The organism is Streptomyces sp. AgN23 (assembly GCF_001598115.1).
Taxonomy (GTDB): domain Bacteria; phylum Actinomycetota; class Actinomycetes; order Streptomycetales; family Streptomycetaceae; genus Streptomyces; species Streptomyces antimycoticus.
In genome coordinates, this window is record NZ_CP007153.1 from 1,096,711 (window position 1) to 1,120,099 (window position 23,389).

Annotated in this window: 24 protein-coding genes; 10 read left to right on the plus strand and 14 right to left on the minus strand. The window is 71.3% G+C overall.

All coding sequences use genetic code 11. From position 1 onward, the window contains the following. Window positions 1-113 precede the first annotated feature (113 nt). From AS97_RS04720 to AS97_RS04730, 3 genes are all read left to right on the plus strand, one after another. Window positions 114-1,163 carry a histidine kinase gene (locus AS97_RS04720; RefSeq protein WP_247204768.1) on the plus strand — a complete coding sequence of 350 codons (1,050 nt, stop codon included), beginning with the start codon at window positions 114-116 and terminating at the stop codon, window positions 1,161-1,163. Next, complete coding sequence (locus AS97_RS04725) at window positions 1,160-1,870, plus strand: response regulator transcription factor (protein ID WP_059144801.1); 711 nt, start codon at window positions 1,160-1,162, stop codon at window positions 1,868-1,870. Before AS97_RS04720 ends, AS97_RS04725 begins: the two co-directional genes overlap by 4 nt. A 117-nt stretch (window positions 1,871-1,987) precedes the next feature. After that, window positions 1,988-3,151, plus strand: a complete 1,164-nt coding sequence (locus tag AS97_RS04730) for a serine hydrolase domain-containing protein (protein ID WP_125755406.1) — start codon at window positions 1,988-1,990, stop codon at window positions 3,149-3,151. Between the two features lie 109 nt (window positions 3,152-3,260). Here AS97_RS04730 and AS97_RS04735 read toward each other — a convergent pair whose 3' ends face one another. From AS97_RS04735 to AS97_RS04760, 6 genes are all read right to left on the minus strand, one after another. Next, window positions 3,261-5,792 (minus strand): FtsX family ABC transporter permease, encoded by a 2,532-nt coding sequence (locus AS97_RS04735; RefSeq protein ID WP_125755404.1) that lies wholly within the window; start codon window positions 5,790-5,792, stop codon window positions 3,261-3,263. A 149-nt stretch (window positions 5,793-5,941) separates the two neighbouring features. Continuing rightward, the gene (locus AS97_RS04740; protein ID WP_210567140.1) at window positions 5,942-6,709 is read right to left on the minus strand and encodes an ABC transporter ATP-binding protein; all 768 of its coding nucleotides are present in this window, start codon (window positions 6,707-6,709) and stop codon (window positions 5,942-5,944) included. Window positions 6,710-6,899: 190 nt separating this feature from the next. After that, window positions 6,900-7,550, minus strand: a complete 651-nt coding sequence (locus AS97_RS04745) for a response regulator transcription factor (protein ID WP_059144804.1) — start codon at window positions 7,548-7,550, stop codon at window positions 6,900-6,902. Further along, entirely contained in the window at window positions 7,547-8,842 is a 1,296-nt protein-coding gene (locus tag AS97_RS04750) for a histidine kinase (RefSeq protein ID WP_125755400.1), read from the minus strand. The genes AS97_RS04745 and AS97_RS04750 overlap by 4 nt, the downstream gene beginning before the upstream one ends. A gap of 18 nt (window positions 8,843-8,860) precedes the next feature. Beyond that, window positions 8,861-9,103 (minus strand): hypothetical protein, encoded by a 243-nt coding sequence (locus AS97_RS04755; RefSeq protein ID WP_210564383.1) that lies wholly within the window; start codon window positions 9,101-9,103, stop codon window positions 8,861-8,863. A gap of 70 nt (window positions 9,104-9,173) precedes the next feature. Further along, window positions 9,174-10,154 carry a hypothetical protein gene (locus tag AS97_RS04760; RefSeq protein ID WP_210564384.1) on the minus strand — a complete coding sequence of 327 codons (981 nt, stop codon included), beginning with the start codon at window positions 10,152-10,154 and terminating at the stop codon, window positions 9,174-9,176. Between the two features lie 576 nt (window positions 10,155-10,730). On the opposite strand from AS97_RS04760, the gene AS97_RS04765 reads away from it, so the two are divergent. After that, window positions 10,731-12,017 (plus strand): cytochrome P450, encoded by a 1,287-nt coding sequence (locus AS97_RS04765; protein WP_079059428.1) that lies wholly within the window; start codon window positions 10,731-10,733, stop codon window positions 12,015-12,017. A gap of 55 nt (window positions 12,018-12,072) precedes the next feature. Here AS97_RS04765 and AS97_RS04770 read toward each other — a convergent pair whose 3' ends face one another. Next, complete coding sequence (locus tag AS97_RS04770; RefSeq protein WP_210564385.1) at window positions 12,073-12,288, minus strand: 4-oxalocrotonate tautomerase family protein; 216 nt, start codon at window positions 12,286-12,288, stop codon at window positions 12,073-12,075. Between the two features lie 62 nt (window positions 12,289-12,350). Then, window positions 12,351-12,764: an SDR family oxidoreductase gene (locus AS97_RS04775; RefSeq protein ID WP_210564386.1), complete on the minus strand. Its 414-nt coding sequence runs from the start codon at window positions 12,762-12,764 to the stop codon at window positions 12,351-12,353. Between the two features lie 186 nt (window positions 12,765-12,950). On the opposite strand from AS97_RS04775, the gene AS97_RS04780 reads away from it, so the two are divergent. Together AS97_RS04780 and AS97_RS04785 are read left to right on the plus strand one after the other, a co-directional pair. Continuing rightward, window positions 12,951-13,823 (plus strand): helix-turn-helix transcriptional regulator, encoded by an 873-nt coding sequence (locus AS97_RS04780; RefSeq protein WP_210564387.1) that lies wholly within the window; start codon window positions 12,951-12,953, stop codon window positions 13,821-13,823. Between the two features lie 203 nt (window positions 13,824-14,026). Continuing rightward, entirely contained in the window at window positions 14,027-14,908 is an 882-nt protein-coding gene (locus AS97_RS04785; protein ID WP_059144810.1) for an aldo/keto reductase, read from the plus strand. 82 nt (window positions 14,909-14,990) lie between these two features. On the opposite strand, the gene AS97_RS04790 is transcribed toward AS97_RS04785, so the two are convergent. The 3 genes from AS97_RS04790 to AS97_RS04800 form a co-directional block, all read right to left on the minus strand. Beyond that, window positions 14,991-15,656, minus strand: coding sequence for an SDR family NAD(P)-dependent oxidoreductase (locus AS97_RS04790; RefSeq protein WP_125755392.1), 666 nt, complete (start codon window positions 15,654-15,656; stop codon window positions 14,991-14,993). A gap of 100 nt (window positions 15,657-15,756) precedes the next feature. After that, window positions 15,757-16,134 carry a DUF2255 family protein gene (locus AS97_RS04795; RefSeq protein WP_059144812.1) on the minus strand — a complete coding sequence of 126 codons (378 nt, stop codon included), beginning with the start codon at window positions 16,132-16,134 and terminating at the stop codon, window positions 15,757-15,759. Window positions 16,135-16,262: 128 nt separating this feature from the next. Further along, window positions 16,263-16,856: a TetR/AcrR family transcriptional regulator gene (locus tag AS97_RS04800; RefSeq protein ID WP_247204238.1), complete on the minus strand. Its 594-nt coding sequence runs from the start codon at window positions 16,854-16,856 to the stop codon at window positions 16,263-16,265. Between the two features lie 136 nt (window positions 16,857-16,992). Here AS97_RS04800 and AS97_RS04805 point away from each other — a divergent pair, with 136 nt between their 5' ends. The 3 genes from AS97_RS04805 to AS97_RS04815 all read left to right on the plus strand — a co-directional run bounded on the left by AS97_RS04805 (window position 16,993) and on the right by AS97_RS04815 (window position 19,577). Further along, on the plus strand, window positions 16,993-17,763 hold the full coding sequence (locus tag AS97_RS04805) for an SDR family oxidoreductase (RefSeq protein ID WP_059144814.1): 771 nt from the start codon (window positions 16,993-16,995) through the stop codon (window positions 17,761-17,763). Between the two features lie 322 nt (window positions 17,764-18,085). After that, window positions 18,086-18,694: a 3'-5' exonuclease gene (locus AS97_RS04810; RefSeq protein WP_059144815.1), complete on the plus strand. Its 609-nt coding sequence runs from the start codon at window positions 18,086-18,088 to the stop codon at window positions 18,692-18,694. A 127-nt stretch (window positions 18,695-18,821) separates the two neighbouring features. Then, entirely contained in the window at window positions 18,822-19,577 is a 756-nt protein-coding gene (locus AS97_RS04815; RefSeq protein WP_086706176.1) for a dienelactone hydrolase family protein, read from the plus strand. 54 nt (window positions 19,578-19,631) lie between these two features. Here AS97_RS04815 and AS97_RS04820 read toward each other — a convergent pair whose 3' ends face one another. Together AS97_RS04820 and AS97_RS04825 are read right to left on the minus strand one after the other, a co-directional pair. After that, entirely contained in the window at window positions 19,632-20,534 is a 903-nt protein-coding gene (locus tag AS97_RS04820; protein ID WP_086706175.1) for a serine hydrolase, read from the minus strand. Then, on the minus strand, window positions 20,531-21,433 hold the full coding sequence (locus AS97_RS04825) for a LysR family transcriptional regulator (RefSeq protein WP_125755388.1): 903 nt from the start codon (window positions 21,431-21,433) through the stop codon (window positions 20,531-20,533). The genes AS97_RS04820 and AS97_RS04825 overlap by 4 nt, the downstream gene beginning before the upstream one ends. A gap of 171 nt (window positions 21,434-21,604) precedes the next feature. On the opposite strand from AS97_RS04825, the gene bla reads away from it, so the two are divergent. Then, window positions 21,605-22,564, plus strand: coding sequence for a class A beta-lactamase (gene bla, locus AS97_RS04830; RefSeq protein WP_125755386.1), 960 nt, complete (start codon window positions 21,605-21,607; stop codon window positions 22,562-22,564). A 48-nt stretch (window positions 22,565-22,612) separates the two neighbouring features. Here the strand turns inward: bla and AS97_RS04835 are convergent, their stop codons facing one another. After that, window positions 22,613-23,365, minus strand: a complete 753-nt coding sequence (locus AS97_RS04835; protein ID WP_079059429.1) for a sulfite exporter TauE/SafE family protein — start codon at window positions 23,363-23,365, stop codon at window positions 22,613-22,615. Window positions 23,366-23,389: the final 24 nt, after the last annotated feature.

Genomic DNA, 23,389 nt, shown 5'->3' on the forward strand with positions numbered 1-23,389 from the left:
GGATACCATCCTGTTTTGTGCGGGGGTGGTGGGAGCGGGGCCGGTCGCTGGGAGCAGCCCATCCTCAGGCCGTTGACCTGGGGATCGCGCTCCTGGTCCAGGCGGCCATGACGATGCCGTTCGTGGTGCCGCGGTCACCCGATCTGGAGCCGGCGACCTGGCCCGCCTACGGGCTGACCACGCTCACCGTCGTCCCCCTGATCTGGCGTCGGCGCGCTCCCCTCGCCGTGCTGATCGCCATCATCGCGACGAGCGCGCTGTACAAGCTGGCCGTGGAAGGCCCCGGACAGCCGCTGCCCTACACCGGGCTCGTCATCGTCCATACGGTCGCCGTTCTCTCACCGCCGTGGAAGCGGCTGGTCACCGCGGGGCTGCTGGCGGTTGCCGTGCCGGTGTCGGTGTGGCTGAACACCCGGACGGCGCGCGAGCTCACCTTCTCCCTCTTCGTGTTCGCGGCGGCCTATGTCTTCGGTCGGCTGACCGATGCCCGGCAGCGGGCGAACCGGATCGAGGCGGAGCGGGCCGCCGCCCGCGAACGGGCCAGGATCGCACGGGAGATGCACGACATCCTCTCCCATGCGGTGAGCCTGATGATCGTGCAGGCGGAGGCCGGTCCGGTGGCCGTGCGGACGGCTCCGGAGCGGGCCGAGGCCGCCTTCGACGCCATCTCCACGACGGGCCGGGAGGCGATGGTCCAGCTGCGCCGGATGCTGGGAGTGCTGCGCACGGGCGACGAGCCGGGCCGCGCCCCGCGTGAGCCGCAGCCGGGCCTGGCCGGTCTGTCCGATCTTCTCGACCGGGTACGGGCGAGTGGCCTCGAAGTCGTGTACGAGTCGGCGGGGGCCGTACGGCCGCTGCCGGACGCCACCGGGGCGGCCGTCTTCCGGGTCGTCCAGGAGGCACTGACCAACGTGGTCAAGCACGCGGGAGCCCGTACCGTCTCCGTTCACCTCACCTATGGTGAGGGCGTCGTGGACATCCGGGTGCTGGACGACGGGCGCGGACCACAGCCCGGTTCCGGTGGCGGCCACGGTCTGATCGGCGTCCGCGAGCGGGCCGCGGCGCACGGCGGTACGGCGGTCACCGGGCCGGGCCCGGACGGCCGGGGCTTCGAGGTAGGGGTCCGCCTCCCCGTACTCTCCCCGGCGGAGGTGGCGCGTTGACGATCCGTGTGGTGGTGGCCGACGACCAGGAGCTGGTGCGCAGCGGCTTCTCCATGATCCTTGACGCCCAGCCGGACATCGAGGTGATCGCGGAGGCGGGCGACGGGGCCGAGGCCGTCGAGGCGGTGCGGCGGCACGCGCCCGATGTGGCGCTGCTCGACATCCGGATGCCGGGTATGGACGGCATCGAGGCATGCCGCGAGATCGGTGCGGACGGCGCCTGCCGGACGGTGATGCTGACGACCTTCGACTCCGACGAGTATGTGTACGAAGCGCTGCACGCGGGCGCGAGCGGCTTCCTGCTGAAGGATGTGCGCAGGGACGACCTGGTGCACGCGGTACGGGTGGTGGCGCGGGGCGACTCGCTGCTCGCGCCGTCGGTGGCCCGGCGTCTGGTGGAGCAGTACACCCGGGCGACCACCCGGCCACGGCGGCCCGATCCCCGCCTGGACATGCTGACCGCACGGGAGCGGGAGACACTGCTGCTGCTCGCGCGCGGCCTGTCGAACGCCGAGATCGCGGCTGAGCTGGTCGTCAGCGATCACACGGTCAAGACGCATGTCGGCAATGTGCTCGCCAAGCTGGGGCTGCGGGACCGGATCCAGGCGGTGATCTGCGCGTACGAGACGGGCCTGATCACGGCCGGAGACCCCCTGCCCGGGGGAGCGTCCCGGCCCGGTTCCTCCCCCGCGTCGGCGAGGGACTGACACCCGGAACACGCTCGCGCGGGCGATCCGCGGCAGACCGCCGGTCACCAGGATGGAGCCATCGGGAACAACGGCTCATACGGCGCTCATATCGCGCCCCTGTCACTGGAGTTGACCATGCAGGGCACCAGACGCACGCTGCTGGCCGCAGCGCTTGTCCTGGGCGTCGTGGCGGGCCCGGCGGTACCGCCGGCCCTCGCGGCCACCTCGTCCGCGGCGGACCCCACGCGGTCCGGGATCCCGGCGCTGGAAGCCGCCATCGCGGGTCTGCCGACACGGGACGCGACGGCCGCGCTGGTACGGGTCGGGGGCTCCGAGGGCGTCTGGAGAGGCGGTTCGGGTGTGCACGACCTGAGGACCAACCGGCCGGCCGATCCGGCGGGCCGGTTCCGCGCCGGTTCCGTGACCAAGGTCTTCACGGCCGCGGTCGCCCTGCAGCTGGCCACCGAGGGCACGCTCGACCTGGACCGCAGCGCCCGTTCATATCTGCCGGAGCTGATCCCGGCGTCGTACCGGAAGGTCACCGTCCGGCAGTTGCTCAATCACACGCACGGCATCCCGGCCCCTGACTTCCCCGGGGACACGGTCGAGGAGTGGTACGCCGACCGCTTCCGGATCCATGACCCCGAGGACATGGTCCGCTCGGCGACCTCGAAGAAGCGCGAGTTCCGGCCCGGCGAGAAGCAGCACTATCTGAACATCGGCTACACCATCGCCGCTCTGGTCATCGAACGGGTCTCGGGCGACTCGTACGAGCACCAGGTGGCCCGCCGGATCCTGAAGCCGCTGGGGCTGCGCGGCACCTGTCTCCCGGGGGCCGATCCGCGCATCCTCGGCCCGCACAACCACGGCTACCAGACAATGCGGCTGGACGACGGCACGACCGGTCTGCGCGATGTGTCGGTGTGGGGGGCGACGGACGGCTGGGCGGCCGGTGACCTCATCTCGACCACGGCGGACCTGGAGCGGTTCACCAGGGCCCTGTTCCAGGGACACGTGGTGCGCGGCCCGCTGCTGCGCGAGATGTTCACCCTGCCGAAAGTGGCGGACTGGGGAACCGGCGACCCCGCCGCGTACTCGGCCGGCCTCTCGATGAAGAAGCTGGGCGGCCGTGAGGTGTGGGGCAAGACGGGCGGCCGCTGGGGCTACAACGCCGGCATCGCCTCCACCCGCGACGGCTCGCGCACCCTGGTCTACAGCGTCAACTCCACGGACGCCAAAGGCCAGGAGATGAACGAGGTGGCGCGGAACATCATGGTGGCCGCCTACGGCAACCCCTGAGCACTCAGGCGGGCAACCGCCGAGCGCTCGGGGGAAGGCGCCGGGTGGCACCCGTGGCGGTGGCGGCACCGGTCCGACCGCCGCCCGGGTCCAGGCCGTCCCGCGTGCCTCAGTCCGCCTTGAGGGCCGTGAGGACGTTCAGCCGGGCCGCCCGGCGGGCGGGCCAGAGTCCCGCCACGACGCCGACGAGCGCGGCGCCCGCGAGGGCCACGGCGATGCGGCCCCAGGGGATGACCATCTCGTACCCCTGGATGCTGTCGGAGACGAGCCGGCCCGCGGCCCAGCCGAGGAAGATGCCCGCGCCGATGCCCAGAAGAGCCCCGAACAGCGAGATGAGGACGGACTCCAGGTGGATCATCCGCTTGGCCTGCTCGGGCTGGAGCCCCACCGCGCGCAGCATCCCGATCTCACGGGTGCGCTCGAACACGGACATCGCGAGGGTGTTGACGACTCCCAGGACGGCGATCACCACGGCCATGGCCAGCAGCCCGTACAGGACGTTGAGGAGCAGGGTGATGGCCTCGCCGCCGGCGGACTCGGCCAGGTCGTCGGTGTTCCGCAGCTGGATGAGGGGGTTCTGGTCGAGGGCGCGCCGGAGGGACCGGCGTACCGTCTCGCCGTCGCCGTCCTTGGTGTGCACCAGGACCGAGGTGTCCTCGATCTCCTTCAGATGGGGCTGGAGGGTGGCCAGGGGCATCATGGTGGCCGGGAGGAATTCGTCGTCGCGGTAGATGCCGCCGATCCGCAGGGTGCCCCCGCTGCCGTCGCCGTAGACCACCGGCACCCGCTGTCCCATGGTCCATCCGTGGATGTCGGCCGTGGAGGTGTCGATCAGCAGGTTCTTGCCGCCGTCCGCGCCCAGTGCCGCGAGCGACCCCGATGCGAAGCTCGGGTCGAGGAGGTCGCCGATGCTCCGGGGGTCCACACCGGTCAGGTTCACCTCGTCGCCGCTGATCCGGACGGCGCTCTGGCGCTGTGGGCTGGAGGAGGTCACGGCCGTGGACTTCGCCAGGGTGTCATGGACCGACGCGGGCAGGTGGCCGCTGCTCCTCGACGAAATCTCGAAGTCGGCCGTGACGGTGTTCTCCGCCCGCTGGTGCAGCGATGTCGTGGCGGACACCGCGACCACCGTGAGGCCGGTGACCATGGACAGCCCGATCATCAGGGCCGAGGCCGTGGAGGCGGTGCGCCGGGGGTTGCGCCGGGCGTTGCGCGGGGCCAGCGTGCCCGGGACACCGAAGCGGCGCAGCAGGGGCCCGGCCAGGGCGATGGCCGGGCCGGAGAGCGCCGGGGTCACCACGATGATGCCGATGAGCAGCAGAACGGCCGGGAAGAGGACGGTGGTCCGGCCCCGCTCACCGCTGGACGCGGTGTACAGCACGCCGAGCACACCGATCACGATCAGGGCGACACCGATGGCGTTGCGCCTGCGGAGGCTGCGGATCGGCGGGGGTGTGTGGAGCGCGGACATGGCGGCCACGGGAGGCACGGCGGCGGCGCGGCGGGCGGGCAGATAGGCGGCGAGCATGGTGACGACGACGCCCACCAGGAACGAGACCAGTACGGTGCCCGGGGCGACGACCAGCGGCCCGTCGGGGAAGCCGGATCCGGTGGACGCGAACAGCTGCCGGATGCCCATGGCCACGCCGATACCGAGGAGGAACCCCGCGGCCCCCGCGCACAGCCCCAGCAGGGCGGCCTCGATGAGGACGGAGCGGGTCACCTGGCGGCGCTCGGCGCCGACGGCCCGTATCAGGGCCATCTCCTGCGAGCGCTGGGTGACCAGCATGGTGAAGGTGTTGCCGATGACGAAGATGCCGACGAACAGGGCGATGGCCGCGAAGACGAGCAGCACCTGGCTGAGCCCTTTGGCCCCTTCGGCGGCATCGGCCTGCTGCTGCGCGCGCAGTTGGGCCCCCGTGTTGATCTCGGAGTTCTCGGGCAGCAGGTCGCGCGTCTCGGCCGCGAGCTGCTCCTCGGAGGTGCCGCGCTCGGCCTCGAGGGAGACTCCGTCGTACTGGCCGGGCTTCAACAACAGCTTCTGCGCGGTCGCGTCGTCGAAGAACACCGAGGTGCCGCCGGAGCCGGAGGTGTCGTCGGTGCGGACGATGCCGACGAGTCTCTTGTGCAGCACCGGTCCGTCGACGGCCAGCCGGACGGTGTCGCCGACCTGGTAGCCGCCCTGGTCGGCGGTGCTGGTGTCCACCAGCACCTCGTCGGGCCCGGCGGGAGCGCGTCCGACGGTCAGCGGGTGGCGGTTGTCCTTGCCGTCGGCCTGGGGGAAGTAGTTGCCCGCCATGGTCACGTCGTCCTCGCCGAGAGGGTGGCCGTCCTTCGCGGCCACGGCGGCGGACCCTTCGACGGAGCCGGTCACGGACGCCACGCCGGGCAGCCGTTGCAGACGCCGCAGCGTGTCCTCCCCCACGGTTCCGGGCTCGCCGGCCTTCTCGTCGAACGGCGGGGTGGCCTGGACCGAGACATTGCGCAGGGTGGTGAGGTAGCGCTCCTTGTAGGCGTTGCCGACGGTGTCGGTGAAGACGAGGGTGCCCACGACGAAGGCAACGCCGAGCAGAACGGCGAGCATGGTCATCAGCAGGCGGGCTTTGTGCGCGAGGACGTTGCGCAAGGCGGTGCGGAACACGGGCGGCCTTCCGGGAGGGTGCCGGGTGAGGGGTGCTCGGGGAGCGGGGAGCGGGGAGCGGGGCGCGCGTCAGGCGCGGAGCGTCTGCGTCAGGCGTGGTGAGCGGACGTCAGGCGCCGGGCGCCTGTGTCAGGAGCGGGGCCCGGACGTCAGACCTGGTGCGCCGGCGTCAGGCGTCCCATTCGCTCCAGGACGGCCTCGGCGGTGGGCGCGCGGAGTTCGTCGACGATGCGCCCGTCGGCGAGGAAGACGACACGGTCCGCGTAGGAGGCGGCGACGGGGTCGTGGGTGACCATGACGACGGTCTGACCCAGCGCGCTCGTGGAGCCGCGCAGGAACTCGAGGATCTCGGCCCCGCTGCGGGAGTCCAGGTTGCCGGTGGGCTCGTCGGCGAAGACGATGTCGGGCCGCCCGGCCAGCGCGCGGGCGATGGCGACGCGCTGCTGCTGGCCGCCGGAGAGCTGGCCGGGCCGGTGGTAGAGCCGGTCGGCCAGGCCGACGGTCTGGATGATGCTCTCCAGCCAGGCCCGTTCCGGCTTACGGCCGGCGATGTCCATGGGGAGGGTGATGTTCTCCACGGCGCTCAGGGTGGGCAGCAGGTTGAACGCCTGGAAGACGAAGCCGATGCGGTCGCGGCGCAGCCGGGTGAGCTGACGGTCGTTCAGGGAGCCGATCTCCGTGTCGCCGAGGCGGACCGATCCGAAGGACAGCGAGTCGAGACCGGCCATGCAGTGCATCAAGGTGGACTTCCCCGACCCGGACGGACCCATGATCGCCGTGAACTGGCTCCGGACGAAGCCGACCGTGACCGTGTCGAGGGCCACCACACGGGTGTCCCCCGTGCCGTACACCTTCGTCAGGTCGGTGGCGTGGGCCGCGTAGCTCTCCGGGGCGGAAGGGGGCAGGTTTGCGTGCATGCCGATCCTCGGTGGACGCTCGGTGGATTGCCCCTCGTGGCAGAGGGTGCCGCCGCTGATGGCGACGTCCATGAGCCTCCCGCCCGGCCACCCTCGTGCGGATCCCCCGAACATCCGGTACCGCATCCTCCGATCGGGGGAGATCGCGGCGGGACGGCCCTTCCGGCCGGACACTCCTACGGCGGGACCGCTATTCGGCACGCCCCGTGCGGAACGCCCAGGCCGCGACCTCGACCCTGTTGCGCAGGCCCAGCTTCGCCTGGACCGACCCCAGATGGGTCTTGACCGTGCTGGGCGCGATGTACAGCTCGGCGGCGATCTCCGGGTTGGTCAGTCCACGGGCGATGCCCTGGATGACCTCCTCCTCGCGGTCGGTCAGCGGATCGGTCGGCTCGGACGCGCCGCGTCGCCGCGCCTTGGTGAAGTGCTGCAGCAGACGGAGGGTGATCTGCGGGGCGACCATGGCGTCCCCGCGGACGGCCGCCCGGACGGCCTCGGTCAGCAGCGCAGGACCGGCGTCCTTGAGGAGGAAGCCCGACGCTCCGTTCGACAGCGCCGTATACACATATTCGTCGAGGTCGAAGGTGGTGACCACGACCACTTTCGGCGCTCCTGGATGACCGCTGCCGGCCAGTCGGCGGGTGACCTCCAGACCGTCGGGCGGAGGCATCCGGATGTCCACGAGGCAGACGTCCGGCCTCGTCTCGCGGGCCAGCGACAGGGCCGAGGCCCCGTCGGCGGCCTCGGCCACCACCTCCATGTCGGACTCGGCCGACAGCACCATGCGGAACCCGGCCCGCACCAGGTGCTGATCGTCCGCGACCAGGATGCGTATGGTCATGTCGTCCTGCCCTCCCGTAGCCGCAACCCGGATCGTACGGCGTGCCGCCCGCGCGCACGGGCGTTCCGTGAAGCCTCGTCGGGGTGCAGCGGCACGGAGGCGTGGACACGCCACCCGCCCTCGGGGCGGTGCCCCGCTTCGAAGGCGCCGCCGAGCAGCTCGATCCGCTCCCGCATGCCCATGATGCCGAAGCCGCCGCCGAGCCGGCCGAGGCTGCCGCGGTGTCCGGACGGTGAGCCTTGTCCGTCGTCCTCGACGACCAGTTCGGCGTGTCGCGCCGCGACCCGGGCGGACACGTCCACCGACCGCGCTCCGCGCGCATAGCGCTGGGCGTTGGTCAGGGCTTCCTGCAGGACGCGGCTCAGCCCGCCGGTGACCTCCGTGGGGACGTCCTCCGGCAGGTCCCGTCCGAGGTCCAGCCGGATCGGCAGCCCCGTCGCCCGTGCCTCGTCCACGATGCGGGTCAGCACCTCGCCGAGGTTCTCGGGATGCCTCGGGGTCTCGTCACCGCGCATCGAACCGACCAGACGCCGCATCGACGTCAGCGCCTCGCCGCCCGCGTTCTCGACGGCCTCGAGCATCTCGTTCAGAATCCGCGGGTCGGGGGTGCCCCGGCCGGTGACATGGCGCACGGCCTGTAGCTGCACCACGATCGCGGTCACCTGATGGGCCACGGTGTCGTGCAGGTCGCGGGCGAGCGCGAGCCGTTCCTCCTGCCGGACGAGCTGTCCGGTGCGTTCCTGCTGGATGTCGTAGAGGCGCAGTACCAGGCCGCAGACGAAGGCCAGGGCCAGGGCCAGCACGGTGCTGCCGGAGATGTCGCCGGGATCCGAGTCCCGCAGCAGCGGGACGGAGAACACGCTGATGCCCAGGGCCGCCACGACCACCGGTGCCCACCTGGGCGTGCAGCGGCGCACCGCCACGGCGAGGAGGACCAGCAGGCCCATGAGTTCGCTGCCGCTGCTCTCGCTGGTCACCATGTTCACCGGCAGCAGGTGGTAGGCAACCGTGGCCACGAAGGTGCCGGCGCAAGCCACCAGCGCGGCCCGCGGGACCCAGCGGGAATCGCGCATCACGGCCAGCACGGCCATCGCCCCGGCCAGGGCTCCGGAGCAGACCGGCACCCAGTCCCCGACGAATGCCTCCGTGTCGAAGGTCGGGTCGAAGACGATCCGCTCCGTCACGTCCTCATAGACGGAGAAGAGGGACAACAGCGCCAGCGCCGAGATCAGGATCCGCCCCGGCCAAGGTCGGTATCCGGCACGGCGGCCGGAGGACACAGCTATTCGCACCCGCGCCACCCTACGCACCTATGGCGGCGATTGCCGCCCGCCTGCCGCGCGCGGGTCGGTGGGCATGGGCGCGGGCCGGGCGTCGCGCACCCGCTCCGGTGTCCAGTACGAGGGGTCCGGCGGATCGGCCCGGTGGGTCCGCGGGGTGTCCGGGGCGGGGGGATCGACGGCGTCCTGGCCCCGGGCGGTGACGGCGAGGGCCGCGACGATGCCGGTTGCCGCGATCGCCGCGGTGAGGAGGGCTGCAGTGAGCGGGCGCATGGCGTTCTCTCCCGATGCCGGAGGCCGGGACCCGTGGGTGCGAGGGCCCCGGCCGAATGCGGTGTGATGCTCAGCCGTTGGCGGTGTTGTCGTAGATCGTCTGGATCTTGTTGTCGAAGTAGGGGCTGTCGATATAGGCGGGCGGATCGGTCCGGGTGCTGGTGACCCCGATCTCGGTCCCCAGTCCCGTGGTCTCGTTGTAGTCCCGCAGCCAGGGGCCGCCGCTGGCGCCCTCGACCATGGTGCACCCGTTCTGCACCCGGGAGCCGTCCTGCCAGGTGCCGATGTTCTGGCACACGTAGGGCACCTCGCCGTCGTAGCCGAAGGCGGCCGGGTAGCCCCAGACGGTCACGGTGTTGACGTACCCGTAGTTGTAGCCGAGCCCCATGCCGCCGACGGTGTTGACCAGCTTGCTGGAACCGTTGTCCCAGACGTTGGCCACGCCGATGTCGTAGTTCAGGTCACTGCTGTTGATCCAGCCGTTGAACGAGGTGAGCGTCTTGGCGGACCAGGTTCCGTACGGCCGGGAGCCGTTGTAATAGGCGGGAACGAACACCCAGTTGGTCGCCCAGGTGCCGCCGGCGCCACCGTGGACGCAGTGCCCGGCGGTGAACACCATGTTCTTCGTGGGATTGTTGACCGCCGCGGCGGAACAGGCGTAGTCGCCGCCGTTGGTCGGGTTGTGGAAGAAGACCTTCCCCTGCACGATCGAGGTCGCGATACGGATTCCGCGGGCCTTCTTCGATGTGGTCGCCTTCTGCGGTTTGGCGAGCTGAGAGGGTTTGGCCGTCGCGTCGACGGCCGCCTTCCGGGACGCCTTGGCGTCGGCGGGCGTATCGGCCTCGACGGCTCTGCGCATGCGCTGCGGAGTCCAGTAATTCTCGGCGGACTCAGCGGATGAGCGGGACGCCGCACTCTTGTGTGCGGACACCGCGGTATCCGCGGTACGTGTGACGGTGCCGTGCGAGTCGGCGGACGCGGCCGCCGGAATCGTCAGGGCGAACGCGAAAACCACTCCGCTCGCCGCTAAAACGACCTTGCGTATCTGCATCAGTCCCCCCAAATTCTGATCGGGACAGGGAGCGGATGCCCCCGGTGAAATCCCGGCCGCACCGTATCGCGCGCTGAAGTGCGCACGCCAAGGACCTAGGGGTGGCGAGCACGGTATCCGGCCAGGCATTACGGCCCGGGGCGGGACGGAAAATCACTTCGCGGCTCCTGGGCTGCCCTCCCCGGCACAAGCGGAATGGGTCTTGTACCGCATTGAACGAGAAATTCCGGCACGTCGACGCGCGTCAACGCACGACACGTCCCACCGCCGTCTCCGTGGCGACGGCCGCCCCACTCCCACAGTGTCCGGAATTCACATTCGCATTTATCCGGCTGAATTCATGGAGGGGGCATTCATATATGCACAGCAGCCCCGCACAGCGCGATATGCACCGCCTACCGCAGCTGATACGGGAGCACGACGGACCGCCCGCCACCCCACCTCGTCCGCGACCCGCCCGGCGCACCACGGGGAGCCGCCGAGGAATCGTCACCGCAGGGAAGTTGGCCTGACGCGATCACTTCGTTAGCCTCCCGGCAGCCCCGCAGATCCACCGCTCCCGAGGAAGACAATGCAGTGACGAACCCCCAGGACGACCAGGACACGCAGGCCCCGCACCCCACACCGGACGCACCGCCCCCGGGCTGCCCGGCCCACGCCGCACGGCTGTACGGGCCGGACTTCCGGCACCGGCCGGCCGAGACCTACCAGCGGATACGGCACGAGAGCGGACAGGTCGCCCCCGTCCTGCTCGAAGGCGACATCGACGCCTGGTTCGTCCTCGGCTACCGCGAGACGCGCCAGGTACTGTCCGATGTCGAGACCTTCGGCCGGGACCCGCGCCGCTGGAACGGCTGGGACACCGTGCCACCGGACTGGCCACTCCTGCCATGGGTGGCGTACAGCCCGATGATGGCCTTCACGGAGGGCGAGGAGCACCGGCAGCGCGCGACGGCCGCCAGCGAGGCCCTCGCCACGATCGACCCCTTCGTGCTGCGCGGGCACTGCGAGCGCTTCGCCGACCAGCTGATCGACAAGTTCGCCGCGAGCGGCAAGGCGGACCTGGTGTACGACTACATCTACTCGGTGCCCACCCTCGCCACGGCCGAGATGTTCGGCCTGTCCGACGACGAGGCCGGGCTGGGGGCCCTGGCGGGAGGGCTGACCGTCTCGTTCCTCTCCAACGAGGGAGCCATCGCCGGCCAGCAGCAGGTCGCCGCGTACGTGGCGGAGCTGGTGAAGGCCAAGCGCGAGGCGCCGGGCCCCGACCTCACCTCGCAGTTCATCCTGAACACCCCGGACCTCACCGAGGAGCAGCAGACCGCCGACCTGATGGCGCTGATGGCGGCCGCGCTGCCGCTCACCTCGTACTGGATCGGCAACACCCTGCGGCTGATGCTCACCGACGAGCGCTTCGCCATGACCCTCTCGGGCAACCGCCGCAGCATCGGCCAGGCCATGAACGAGGTGCTGTGGGCGGACTCCCCGCTGCAGAACCTCATCGGGCGGTACGCCACCCGCGACACCGCCCTCGGGGGCCGGCGCATCCGCACCGGCGACCTCGTCGTCCTCGGCCTGGCCGCCGCCAACGCCGATCCGCTGCTGTGGCCCGACACCCCCGTCGGCCACGGCGGGAACCACGCGCATGTCAGCTTCAGCGGCGGTGACTACGGCTGCCCGGTGGGCGGTCCCGAGACGGCCAGGATCATCGCGGAGACGGCGATCGAAGTGCTGCTGGACCGCGTTCCGGACCTGACGCTGGCGGTCGCGCCCGAGGAGCTGAGGTGGGCGGACTCCTTCTGGTACCGCTGCCTGGAATCGCTGCCCGTCACGTTCAGCCCCACAGCGGTCAACGCGGGCTAGCACCCGGGACTCCCCGGCGCCGGGCGGCGCCGGGGGCCGTGGGTGTCCGCCGGTGTCAGTGGCCGGGCGGCTGCTGGAGCATGGCGAGGGTCAGGACGTTGCCGCCGATGCCCCAGCCACCGTCGGTGACCTCCTCGACCACGACCAGGGTGTTGGCACGGGCGCGCTCGCCGTAGATCTCGACGTACAGCTCGGTGGTACGGGTGACGATCTCCTGCTTCTGCTTCTCGTCGAGGGATCCGGCGGGGACCTTGAAGGTCGCGAAGGGCATGGTCGTTCTCTCTCCTGGCGGGGAAACGGGGTGGAAAGCGGTCGTGCGGTGCGCCGTGGCGGTCAGACGATGCCGCCGTTGGCGCGGATGACCTGGCCGTTGACCCAGTGGCCGGCCGGGGAGGCGAGGAAGGCGACGACCTCGGCGATGTCGGCGGGGGTGCCGAGCCGCTCCAGCGGGGGCTGGGCCGCCATCCGGGCGATGGTCTCCTCGTCCTTGCCCTCGAGGAACAGATCAGTGGCGGTGGGGCCGGCCACATCGGCACGGACGGCCACGGCCCGGCCACCGGCGGCGGCGATGTCCTGGGCGGCGGCTTCGGCCGACTCCCGGTGGCCGGCATATCCGACCACCACGGCGTATCCGTCGGCGGCCAGCCGCTTCACCGCCTCGTGGCCGATGCCGCGGGAGCCGCCGGTGACGACGGCGACGCGGGGCCGGCCGGCGGGGTGCTGCGGTGCGGTTGCCTGGGGTGACATGCAGACTCCTGGAACGGGGTACCGGCGAGCGGATGCCACATGGTGTGGCCGTGCCCGGAGCGTCGGCGCTGTCGCCACCGACGCCGTGAGGGTGTCTCCACTCTGGGCCCGGGTCTCCGGGTCAGCCAGGGCTGTCCCCACCCAGGGGTTGTCAGCCCCTGGCTCGGGCCACCGGCACAAGCGACCATGGGGCGCGTGAACCACTCCGAATTCGCCGCGTTCCTCAAGTCCCGGCGCGACCGCATCCGCCCGGCCGACGTCGGCCTGCCCACCGGGCCGCGGCGGCGGGTGCCCGGGTTGCGCCGCGAGGAGGTCGCCCAGCTGGCCGGGCTGTCCGCGGACTACTACACCGAGCTGGAGCGCGGACGCGGCGCTCAGCCCTCGGCCCAGGTGCTGACCGCCCTCGCCCGGGCGCTGCGGCTGAACGGCGACGAGCGCGACCATCTGTTCCACCTCGCCGACCGCCCCGTTCCCCCGGTGACACACGGTCCGGCCGCACAGGTCCAGCCGGCCCTGCTCGGCCTGCTGGACCGGCTGGCCACCACCCCCGCCCAGGTCATCACCGACCTGCACCAGACGCTGGTGCAGAACGAGCTGGCCACTGCGCTGGTCGGCCGTCCCCCGGCGGTCCGCGGGCCCGCGGCGAGCTTCGTCCACCGCTGGTTCACCGATCCGGACGCCCGTGCGCTCTACCCGCCCGAGGACCACCCCCACCACTCCCGGGTCTTCGTCGCCGACCTGCAGGCCGTCGCGGCCCGGCGTGGCGGCGACACCGAGGTACGGCGGATGGTGGCCGCGCTGCGACGCCACAGCGAGGAGTTCGCCACCCTCTGGGACACTCACGACGTCGCCCTCCGGCGGACCGACCACAAGCGCGTCGTCCACCCCGCACTGGGCGTCATCGAGCTGGACTGCCACTCCCTGTTCAGCGAGGACGGCCGCCAGCGCCTGCTGTGGTTCAGCGCCCCGCCCGGCACCGAGGGCGCCGCGCAGCTGGAACTTCTCTCGGTCATCGGCACACAGGACATGACGGCCGACGAGACCAGCACATCACCGTGATCCCCTGTCGTACGGCGCCGGGGCGGCGGCCTCCGGGGCCGGGCACGGCGCTCTGATCGCGCCAACGTGGTGACGTTCGGGGTGCGGAGCGAGCACACGGCCCATCATCGGGAACCCCTGTCGCAGTACGAGCGGGCTTCACCCCGTGCCGGGGCACGGCACCGGGCGGGCCCGCCGGTCTCCGACGCACACAAGGATCCCGTATGACTGGACCAGCCCCTCTTCTGACCCTGAACAACGGCGTGCGGATGCCCACCCTGGGCCTCGGCGTCTACCAGAGCCCGCCCGACGAGACCATCCCGGCGGTGACGACCGCGATCGAGAACGGCTATCGCCTCATCGACACCGCGGCCGCCTACGGCAACGAGAGGGAGGTCGGTGAGGGCATCGCCCGCTCGGGCATCGGCCGCGAGGACATCTTCGTCATCACGAAGGTGTGGATGACCGACTACGGCTACGACGCCACCCTCCGTGCCTTCGACACCAGCCTCACCAAGCTGGGCCTGGACCATCTCGACCTGTATCTGCTGCACTGGCCGGCCCCGTCCGTGTTCGACACCACGGTGGCCTCGTACAAGGCGGCCGAGAAGCTGCTGGCCGACGGCCGGGTGCGGGCCATCGGCGTGTGCAACCACACGCCCGCACACCTGACCGATCTCATGGCGCGCACCGACGTCGTGCCCGCGGTGAACCAGGTCGAACTGCATCCGTTCTTCAGCCAGCCCGAGCTGCGCGCCTTCGGCGTCCGCCAGGGCATCCACACCCAGTCCTGGTCACCCATCGGCGGCGTGAACCGCTACGGGGGCGAGAGCCCGGACAAGGTCAGGGACCCGCTCCAGGAACCCACCATCACCGGCCTGGCCGAGAAATACGGCAAGAGCCCGGCTCAGATCATCCTCCGCTGGCAGGTCGAACACGACCTGTGCGCGATCCCGAAGTCCGTCAAACCACACCGCATCGCGGAGAACATCGCGATCTTCGACTTCTCCCTCACCCCCCACGAGGTGGCCGCCATCGACGCGCTCGACACCGGAGCGCGCGGCGGTCCCGACCCCGACCATGTCGGGCCCGACACCTTCTCCTGAGACACCGCTTCTCGCGAGACACCGCGCGGGGCGGCCACCGGGCCGCCCCGCACAGCTCACGGGACACCTCCCCCGGGCCGGGTCAGGACTCCAGGTCGTCGGCGAAGTGCCGGAAGCCGTGGCGATCCTGGTGCAGGGTCCACAGGGTGTCCGCCAGCACGGCCGGGTCCTTCTTGCCGTGCCCGGGAACGATCGCACCCGGGATGATCAGCTGCGCCACATGGATGCCCTCGTCGGCGAGGGCGTCGTGCAGCAGCCGGCCGTACGCGCTCTCGGCGGCGAAGGCGATGGAGGTGCCCGCGCGCTCGGGGTGCGGCACCACGGCGGTGCCTCCGTTGACGAAGAGCACCGTGCCGCGGCCCAGGGCACGCATACCGGGGAGCACCTGCCGTACGGCGGTGACGGGGCCGTATACGGAGAACTCCAGCGGGCCCGTGAGGTCGTCGGCGGTGGTGTCCAGGACCGGCAGCATGAATTCCCGCTGCGGCACCGGGCTGTACTGCAGGACCTCGATCGGCCCCAGGGCCGTGGCCGCGGCGTCCAGGGCGGCGGCGAGGGCCTTCGGATCGCGTACGTCGGCGGCGAGGCCGCGCGCCGTCACGCCCTCGCCGGTGAGGCCGGCGGCCAGGGCGTCGAGCCGGCCCTGATCGCGGGAGATGAGGGCGATGTCGTAGCCCTCACGGCCGAAGCGGCGCGCGACGGCGGCGCCGAGACCGGGGCCGGCTCCGATGATGGCAAGGGTGGTCATGGGTTCTCCGGGTGCTCGGGCGCCTCAGGGGCCGGGGTGTCTCGGTGACGGGGTGGCGGCGTGGGGTGGAGGCGGTTGTCGGCGGCCGGTTCGCCCACCGTCACCGGGGCAGGAGCCTGAGCGTCGTGGCACGCGCCGTGTCCGCGACCATGGGCTCCACGTAGGTTCCGCTGTAGCGGCTGTACTTGGAGCGGTACGCGTCGTCGACCCGGTCGTTGACACCGGGGTCGCCCTCCTCGACCAAGGTGACGTCCCGGTCCACGCCACCGGAGCGGATGTGGCCCTCGTGGCTCCCATGGGCGGTGCGCCACCAGGCGCCGTCGGTGCCCCGGTAGGAGCGGACGTAAAGGTCGTCGCCGTCACGGACGACCCAGATCGGCACCGCCGTACGCGGTGTGCCGTCGCCCCGCAGCGGCGCCATTTCCAGCTCGTCCGTCGTCGCGATCCGGTTGAGTTCGTCGCTCGTCCATGTCGTCATCGTCTGCCTCCTTCACCAGTAACCGAAAGCGGAGAATTCCATCTCGGGAGGAAAGCAACCAGGGCGAGAACCTTCCCCCCGGGCGGCCGGCGAACGATGCCCCACCGACCAGTATGCCGAGCGGGAGGTCACCCGGCGAGGGCGGCGAACGCCTCGTCCAGGAGGGCGGTGAGGTCGGGGCGGCCGTCGGAGGCCGACCAGTGGTCGAGGGCGATGTTCAGGCAGCCCAGAGCGGCGGCGGCCTTCACCGACAGGGCCAGGGCCGTGGCCCGCGGAGCGTCGCCGGGCCGCTCGGCGAGGGCCCGGGCCAGCATGGGCCGCCAGCCGTTCTGCTTCTCCAGCAGCCGGGCGCACAGGGCGGGGGTATTCCGGACCAGGCGGGTCGTCGCGAGGGCGCGGACCGGGTCCCGGCGGTGGTACGCGATGACGACGTCCAGTGCGCGCCGCAGCGCCGTCCAGTCGTCCTCGTCGGCGGGTCCGGCCCGCAGGGCGTCGGCGGCCTGCTCGCCGTAGGCGTCGAAGGCGCTCAGGACGGCCTCTTCCTTGCTGCCGACGTAGCGCAGGAAGGTGCTGCGCGAGACACCGGCGGCCGCGGCCAGGTCGTTGATGGTGACCTGCTCGAAGCCCTTGCTCCGGAACAGGCCGGACGCCACCTCGGCCAGTTCGGCCCGGATGGCCGCTCGCGCGATGTCTCTCGTGCTCGTACGCGCCGCTCCGTTCACCCCGCGATCCTACCGCCGAGCTGAACCACGATCGCAATGATGAGATCGGGACCCTGTTGTGACACCGAGTTCCATGCTAGGAATGCTGCTTCACGGCGATCCTTCGGTTCCAGACCTCGGTGAGCGGGAGAGCGGCATGCGGGGACTTCAGGGCAAGAGGATCGTCGTCGCGGGCGGCGCCACCGGGATCGGCGCCGCCACGGCAGAGCGGCTCGCCGAGGAGGGCGCCTCGGTCGTCGTCGGCGACATCAACCTCGTGGGCGCGAAGGCCACCTCCCAGCGCATCGGCGAGGCCGGCGGCACCGCGGTCGCCGTCGCGTTCGACCTCGCCGACGAGGAGTCGATCGGTGCGCTGGTCGACCGGGCCACCGCCGAGTTCGGCGGGATCGACGGGCTCTACAACGTCGGCGCCGACCTGTCGGACGACCACCTGGGCCGGGACACCGACCTGCTGGAGATGGACCCGGCGGTGTGGCGGCGCACCCACGAGGTGAATCTGCTCGGCTACGCCCTCACCTGCCGTGCGGTCATCCCGCGACTCCTGGCCCAGGGCGGCGGCGTCATCGTCAACACCTCCTCCGGCGCGGCCTGGGGAGGGGAGCCCCGGCGTCCCGCGTATGCCGCCTCCAAGGCCGGGATCAACGCGCTGACCCGCCATATCGCCTCCCGCTGGGGCAAGGAGGGCATCCGCTGCAACGCCGTGGCGCCCGGGCTGGTCATGGGCGACACCCAGAAGCAGCGGGACGACCAGCGGCTGCAGGCCATGGCGCTGAAGATCGCCCGCAGCCCGCGGCTGGGCGAGCCCGCGGACGTGGCCGGCACCGTGGCCTTTCTCCTCTCGGACGACGCCGAGTGGGTCAACGGCCAGGTGTGGTCGGTCTGTGGCGGTATGAGCCTGCGCGACTGAGACTCCCCCGGGAGCCGGTCTCGGCCAGGGCACTCTGCGGCGGCCTACGGCGGCTAGGGCGCGGACACCCGCCAACGCAGGTCATCGGCCCACGACGTGGCGCGTCGAAGGCGTTGGATCCTCCGTTGGACGCGATTCCGCACCGCCTTGTCACCCGGCGTTCGGACGCCGTTGGGCGGCAATCCCGCCACTGTCCCCGGCCTCGACATCGCTCAGCGGCCCACCGGGATCCCGGACCGGGAAAGGCATTCGGAGAGGAGTAGTCTCCTGCGCAGCGGCTCGTACGGTTCGTTCGCCCCACGCCCACACGAGGAGAGACCGGTTGTCGACGTTTGTCGTGTTCGACCTTGAGTTCACCTCATGGTCGGGATCGCTCGAGCGGGATTGGTCGGAGCCGGGGCAGCTTCGCGAAATCGTCCAGATCGGCGCGTTGCGCATCAGCACCGGTCATTCCGCTGACGACCACTCCGTTGTCGAGGAATACGAGGCGCTGGTCAGGCCGGTGGTCAATCCGCGGCTGTCCCCGTTCTTCACCGGCCTCACGGGCATCGACCAGGAAACCTTGGACCGCGAGGGAGTCGCCCCCGCCGAGGCGCTCAGTGACTTCCTGGCGTTCTGCCGCGGGCAGTCCGTGCTCTCCTACGGCAACGACATGGTCGTCCTCGGGGAGAACGTGGGGTGGGCCCGGGCGCGCGGGGAGGAGATCAAGAACGGCTTTCTCAGCGCCGGCTTCCTGAATATCCGCCCATGGCTGAACACCATCGCCCCGATCACGGCATCGGCCAACTCCGGTCGGCTATGGGAAGCGCTCGGCCTGCCCAAACCCATGGCGGGCAGGGAGCATTCAGCGCTCTTCGACTGTTATTCGATCGCCGCGGCGATCAGACACGTCTGCGCCGGTGGGGCCGCCCTGCCCGAGGGCTGCCTCTAGCGATGGGGCGAATCGGCCATCGCGAGCGTGTCGTCCGACGCGCCGCCGGTGAGTGGCGCGATGGCCCGGAGATCTTGGTCGGCGGCGCCCCTGCGCGTCGTCCGGTAGGTACGAAAGGAACCCCCTTATGACCGCGGTGCGCGGAACAGCCGTCGACATCCCCACCCGGGACGGCATCGCCGACGCCTATCTGGTCCATCCCGACGACACGGACCGCCACCCGGCCGTTCTGCTGTACATGGACGCCTTCGGCCTCCGACCCCACCTGCGGGGGATGGCCGACCGTTTGGCCGCGGCCGGTTACACCGTGCTGGTGCCCAACGTGTTCTACCGCCACGGGCGTGCTCCCGTGGTGGAGTTGCCCGACTTCCTCGACTCGGCGGCGCGTCCGGCGATCTTCGAGCACATCGGCCCGATCGCGCAGGAACTCACTCCCGAGCGCGCGATGAGCGACGCCGGCGTCTATCTCGACTGGCTGGCCTCCTGCCCGCAGGCCACCGACGGGCCCGTGGGCCTCACCGGCTACTGCTTGGGCGCCGGGCTGGCCCTGCGGACCGCCGGAACGCACCCCGATCGCGTCGCCGCGGCGGCCGGTTTCCACGGTGCCTACTTGGCCACGGAGGCGCCGGACAGCCCGCACACGGTGGCCGGGCAGGTCACCGCCGAGCTGTACTTCGGACACGCGGACCAGGATCACGCCCTTCCGCCCGAGCAGATCGAGCGCCTGGACAAGGCCCTCAACGAGGCCGGTGTCCGCCACCGCACCGAGGTCTACCCGGGCGCTCAGCACGGCTACACCCAGGCCGACACCTCCGCCTACAACGCCGAGGCCGCCGAACGCCACTGGGAGGCCCTGCTCGACCTCTTCGGCCGCACCCTCTGACCATGGCTGGTGACCAGCCGCCTCGGGCTGGTCACCAGCCTCCGGCGACCGGGCCTAGAGCTGCCGGAGATGGTCGCGCAAGGTGCGGGCCACCTGCGCCATGAGGGCGTCGGCTCCGGGCTGGGTGCTCGCGGGCACGAGTGACTCGGTGAGCACGGCGATGGCGAACGCCTGGCCGTCGGAGTGCTCGACGATGCCGACCTCATGGCGGAGGTTGAGCAGGGTGCCGGTCTTGGAGGACCAGGTGGTGGCGTCGGAGCTGAAGTCCGGGGCGAGCCGGTGCCGCAGCACGTTGTGGGCCATGAGGTCGCGCACGTACAACGCCACGTCGGGATGGATTTTCGACGGTGTCCACAGGGCCTGGAGCAGGTCCACCCAGGCGCGTGCGCTGCCGGTGTTGGCGCGGGTGGTGTCGAGTTGCGGCACCCGGTGGCCGCGGCCGCTGGTGCCGGCGTCGATGGCCAGCGCGTGGGCGAGATGCACCTGCTCGGCGTCGAAGCGCTCCACGGGGGTTTCGGTCAGTTCGCGCATGCCGTGCCGGACGGTGATGCCACGCAGCCCGAGTTCCTGGAGGATCTCGGCGACCTGGGCGGGCGGGGTGAGGTCGAACAGCGCGTCGGCCGCCGTTCCATCACTCACACATGTGCTCAGGTAGAGCAGATCCTCGATCGCGATCCGGGCGGGGTGGCGGAACCGGCTCAGCCCGGTGGGGCCGGGCGTGGTGATCCGCCCCGGGGGTACATCGAGCAGCGTCGCTCCGTCGAGTTCGCCGCGCCGGACGCGCTCCGCCGTCGCCAGCGCGAGCGGGACCTTGACCAGGGAGGCGGATGGCAGCTGGGTGTCCGGGTCGATGCCCAGCTCGTCCCCGGTGTGGAGATCCCGTACGAGCAGGCAGCCGTGCAGTCCGCCGTCGCCCAACTGCTCGCGCAGATCGCGCAGCAGTGTCTCGGTGCTCACGCTTCCGTTCCTTCCTCGGTGCCCGCCCGGGTGTCCGCGCCGAGGCAGCGGGCGATGGCGCCGCCCAGGCGCCCTTCGATGAGCTGTGGATTGCCGTCCGCGGCGGCGACGAGAGCGAACCCCCGGCCGAGCGTGATCTCGCCGATGGGCCGCCACTTCAGGGCGAGTTCCGCGGCCTGCGCGGGGGAACACAGCAACAGGTCGCGGGTGCACAGGACTTCGGCGGCCGCGGCCGTCAGGTCGGTGGCGGCCACGAGCTGGGCGGGCCGCAGACCGACCGCGTCGCGCAGCCGGGTCAGCGGGTCGCGGATATGCGGCACATCGTCCTCCGGCTGGATCCAGATTCGGCGGGCCGGACCCGGAGCGACCCGGCCGACCCGCAGCGTTTCGAGATAGACCCGCCGCACACCGGGATCCTGGACTCCGGCGAGCCCGAGTGGCACGGACCACGTGGCCTCGTCGGCGGGCACCGCGAGCAGGGCGGCCCGCACCTGCTGCGCGTGGATGAGCTCCAGGCGCTGCGCCGGCACCGCGACGCGGAGATCGAGCGTGATCCCGTGCCCGCGTGCCTCGGCGACGAGGCGGGCCAGACCGGCCGTTGAGCAGATGCCGGGCACCGCGAGCCGCCACGGCTTGCGCTTGGCGGCCTCGGCCTCGTGCAGCAGCACATCGGCCGCCTGTACGAGCTGTCTGGCCACCGGCAGCATCTCCCGCCCGAAGGGGGTGAGGACGGCCCGCCGTGAGGTGCGTTCGAAGAGCTGCTCACCGAAGCGCTCCTCCAGAGCGGCCACGCGGCGGCTGGCCACCGACTGGGACATCCGGGCCGCGGCCGCACCGACGGTGAAGCTTCCACGCTCGCTCACGCTGACGAACGCGCGGCACGCTCCCACCAGATCCACCCCCGCACTCTATGCCAGATCAGCATGAAGAAGCGCATGAGCGTATTGGACCGCATAGCCGCCCGGCAGCGAAGGTAATCCCGATGCCCACGGCCGCGCCCCGGTAAGGGGCCCGGTCGTTCCATCCCCTGTGCCCCCTGCGTGACGGGGGCCCAACCGGAGGTCAGGATCATGCGATTCCCCCGTGCCCGGCACACCGCCCTCGGCGCGCTCACCGCGCTCACGCTTCTCGTCCCGCTGACGGCCTGCGGCCAGGACGGATCCTCGGACTCGTCGGGGTCGTCGAGCGCATCGAGTTCGCCGTCCGCATCCACGGATCTGGCGGCGAAGGCGGGCAAGGACGCGGCGTCGTCGACCGGCGAGTTCAAGAAGCTGGAGCGCTCCTACGACGCGCGGCTGGGTGTCTACGCCATCGACACCGGCACCGGACACGAGGTGGCCTATCGCGACGGCGAGCGGTTCGGCTACGCCTCGACGTTCAAGGCGCTGGAGGCCGGTGCCGTGCTGCAGAAGGTCAAGCTGGGCGGGCTGGACCGGGTGATCACGTACTCCAAGGACGATCTCATCGACAACTCCCCGGTGACCGAGAAGCACGTCGACACCGGGATGAGCCTGGCCGCGCTGTGTGACGCCGCCGTCCGCTACAGCGACAACACCGCGGCCAACCTGCTCTTCGACCAGCTCGGCGGGCCCAAGGGCCTCGACGCCATGCTCGAGAAGATGGGCGACGACGTCATCCAGATGGAGCGCCGCGAGCCGGAGTTGAGCCGATGGGTCCCCGGTTCCACACGGGACACGAGCACCCCGCGGGCGATGGCCGAGGATCTGCGCGCGTTCGTGCTCGGCGATGTCCTCGGCGACGGAGAGCGCGCACAGCTCACGAAGTGGCTGCGGACCAACACCACCGGGGACGCGCTCATCAGGGCCGGGGTGCCCAAGAACTGGCAAGTCGGCGACAAGACCGGAACCGGCAGCTACTACGGTGGCCGCAATGACATCGCGGTGGTGTGGCCGCCCGACTCCGCTCCCATCGTCATGGCGATCATGTCGAACCGCGGTGACAAGGACGCCACGTCCGACGACAAGCTGATCGCGGACGCGGCACACGTCGTGGCCGACCAGCTTTCGTAGCACCCCTCCCGCTGCCCATCCGCTCTTCCGCGGGGCTGCGCCATCCGCTCAGCCCCGGAGGAAGTACAGGACGGTCATGGTGACGGCGGTGGTCAGCACGACGCTCCGCAGCAGCCACGCGGGGAGACGACGGGCGACATGCGCTCCGGCCACCCCGCCGGCCACCGCGCCGACCAGCATGGTGATGAGCACAGACGGTGCGCTCAGCGCGTCCGAGGCGATGAGGAACAGCCCGGTCGCGCTGAGATAGATGGCGGCGATCTGGGCGACCCGCATCGGGTTGCCTGCCGAGGTGTCGAGGCCGAGGCCGATGCTCCACACGGCCAGCATCATGATGCCTACGGCACCGCCGAAGTAGCCGCCGTACACGGCGAGGAGGAACTGGCCGATCAGGACGGTCCGGGGGCTGATGCCGACCGCACGGCCCTTCGCGTCGCTCAGCACACGGGAGACGTGGCGCCCGAAGGCGAGGATCACCGTGGCGAAGGCGAGCAGCCAGGGCAGCGCGGCGTCGAACGACACCGCGGGCAGCGTCAGCAGCAGACCGGCACCGAGCCCGCCGCCGATCACACTGACCCCGGTCAGCGCCCGCGTGGACGTGCCCCCGACCGGGGCGAGATCGCGCCGGTACACCCAGGCGCTCGCCACGGTCCCGGGTACGAGGGCCACGGTCGAGGACGCGTTCGCCGTCACGGGGGACAGACCGGCCGCGATGAGGGCGGGGAGCGCCACGAAGGTGCCCCCGCCGCCGACGGCGTTCAACGCCCCGGCGGCCACGCCCGCCAGCAGAACAATCACCATCTCCGACACCCGCCGAGCATCGCC

What these genes read in the sequence shown, in the direction of transcription:
- AS97_RS04720 (WP_247204768.1), top strand. Translation starts at nt 114, where the DNA reads ATGCCGTTCGTGGTGCCGCGGTCACCCGATCTGGAGCCGGCGACCTGG.
- AS97_RS04730 (WP_125755406.1), top strand. Translation starts at nt 1,988, where the DNA reads ATGCAGGGCACCAGACGCACGCTGCTGGCCGCAGCGCTTGTCCTGGGC.
- AS97_RS04740 (WP_210567140.1), bottom strand. Translation starts at nt 6,709, where the DNA reads ATGCACGCAAACCTGCCCCCTTCCGCCCCGGAGAGCTACGCGGCCCAC.
- AS97_RS04745 (WP_059144804.1), bottom strand. Translation starts at nt 7,550, where the DNA reads ATGACCATACGCATCCTGGTCGCGGACGATCAGCACCTGGTGCGGGCC.
- AS97_RS04755 (WP_210564383.1), bottom strand. Translation starts at nt 9,103, where the DNA reads ATGCGCCCGCTCACTGCAGCCCTCCTCACCGCGGCGATCGCGGCAACC.
- AS97_RS04760 (WP_210564384.1), bottom strand. Translation starts at nt 10,154, where the DNA reads ATGCAGATACGCAAGGTCGTTTTAGCGGCGAGCGGAGTGGTTTTCGCG.
- AS97_RS04770 (WP_210564385.1), bottom strand. Translation starts at nt 12,288, where the DNA reads ATGCCCTTCGCGACCTTCAAGGTCCCCGCCGGATCCCTCGACGAGAAG.
- AS97_RS04775 (WP_210564386.1), bottom strand. Translation starts at nt 12,764, where the DNA reads ATGTCACCCCAGGCAACCGCACCGCAGCACCCCGCCGGCCGGCCCCGC.
- AS97_RS04780 (WP_210564387.1), top strand. Translation starts at nt 12,951, where the DNA reads ATGGGGCGCGTGAACCACTCCGAATTCGCCGCGTTCCTCAAGTCCCGG.
- AS97_RS04785 (WP_059144810.1), top strand. Translation starts at nt 14,027, where the DNA reads ATGACTGGACCAGCCCCTCTTCTGACCCTGAACAACGGCGTGCGGATG.
- AS97_RS04790 (WP_125755392.1), bottom strand. Translation starts at nt 15,656, where the DNA reads ATGACCACCCTTGCCATCATCGGAGCCGGCCCCGGTCTCGGCGCCGCC.
- AS97_RS04795 (WP_059144812.1), bottom strand. Translation starts at nt 16,134, where the DNA reads ATGACGACATGGACGAGCGACGAACTCAACCGGATCGCGACGACGGAC.
- AS97_RS04805 (WP_059144814.1), top strand. Translation starts at nt 16,993, where the DNA reads ATGCGGGGACTTCAGGGCAAGAGGATCGTCGTCGCGGGCGGCGCCACC.
- AS97_RS04815 (WP_086706176.1), top strand. Translation starts at nt 18,822, where the DNA reads ATGACCGCGGTGCGCGGAACAGCCGTCGACATCCCCACCCGGGACGGC.
- bla (WP_125755386.1), top strand. Translation starts at nt 21,605, where the DNA reads ATGCGATTCCCCCGTGCCCGGCACACCGCCCTCGGCGCGCTCACCGCG.
- AS97_RS04835 (WP_079059429.1), bottom strand. Translation starts at nt 23,365, where the DNA reads ATGGTGATTGTTCTGCTGGCGGGCGTGGCCGCCGGGGCGTTGAACGCC.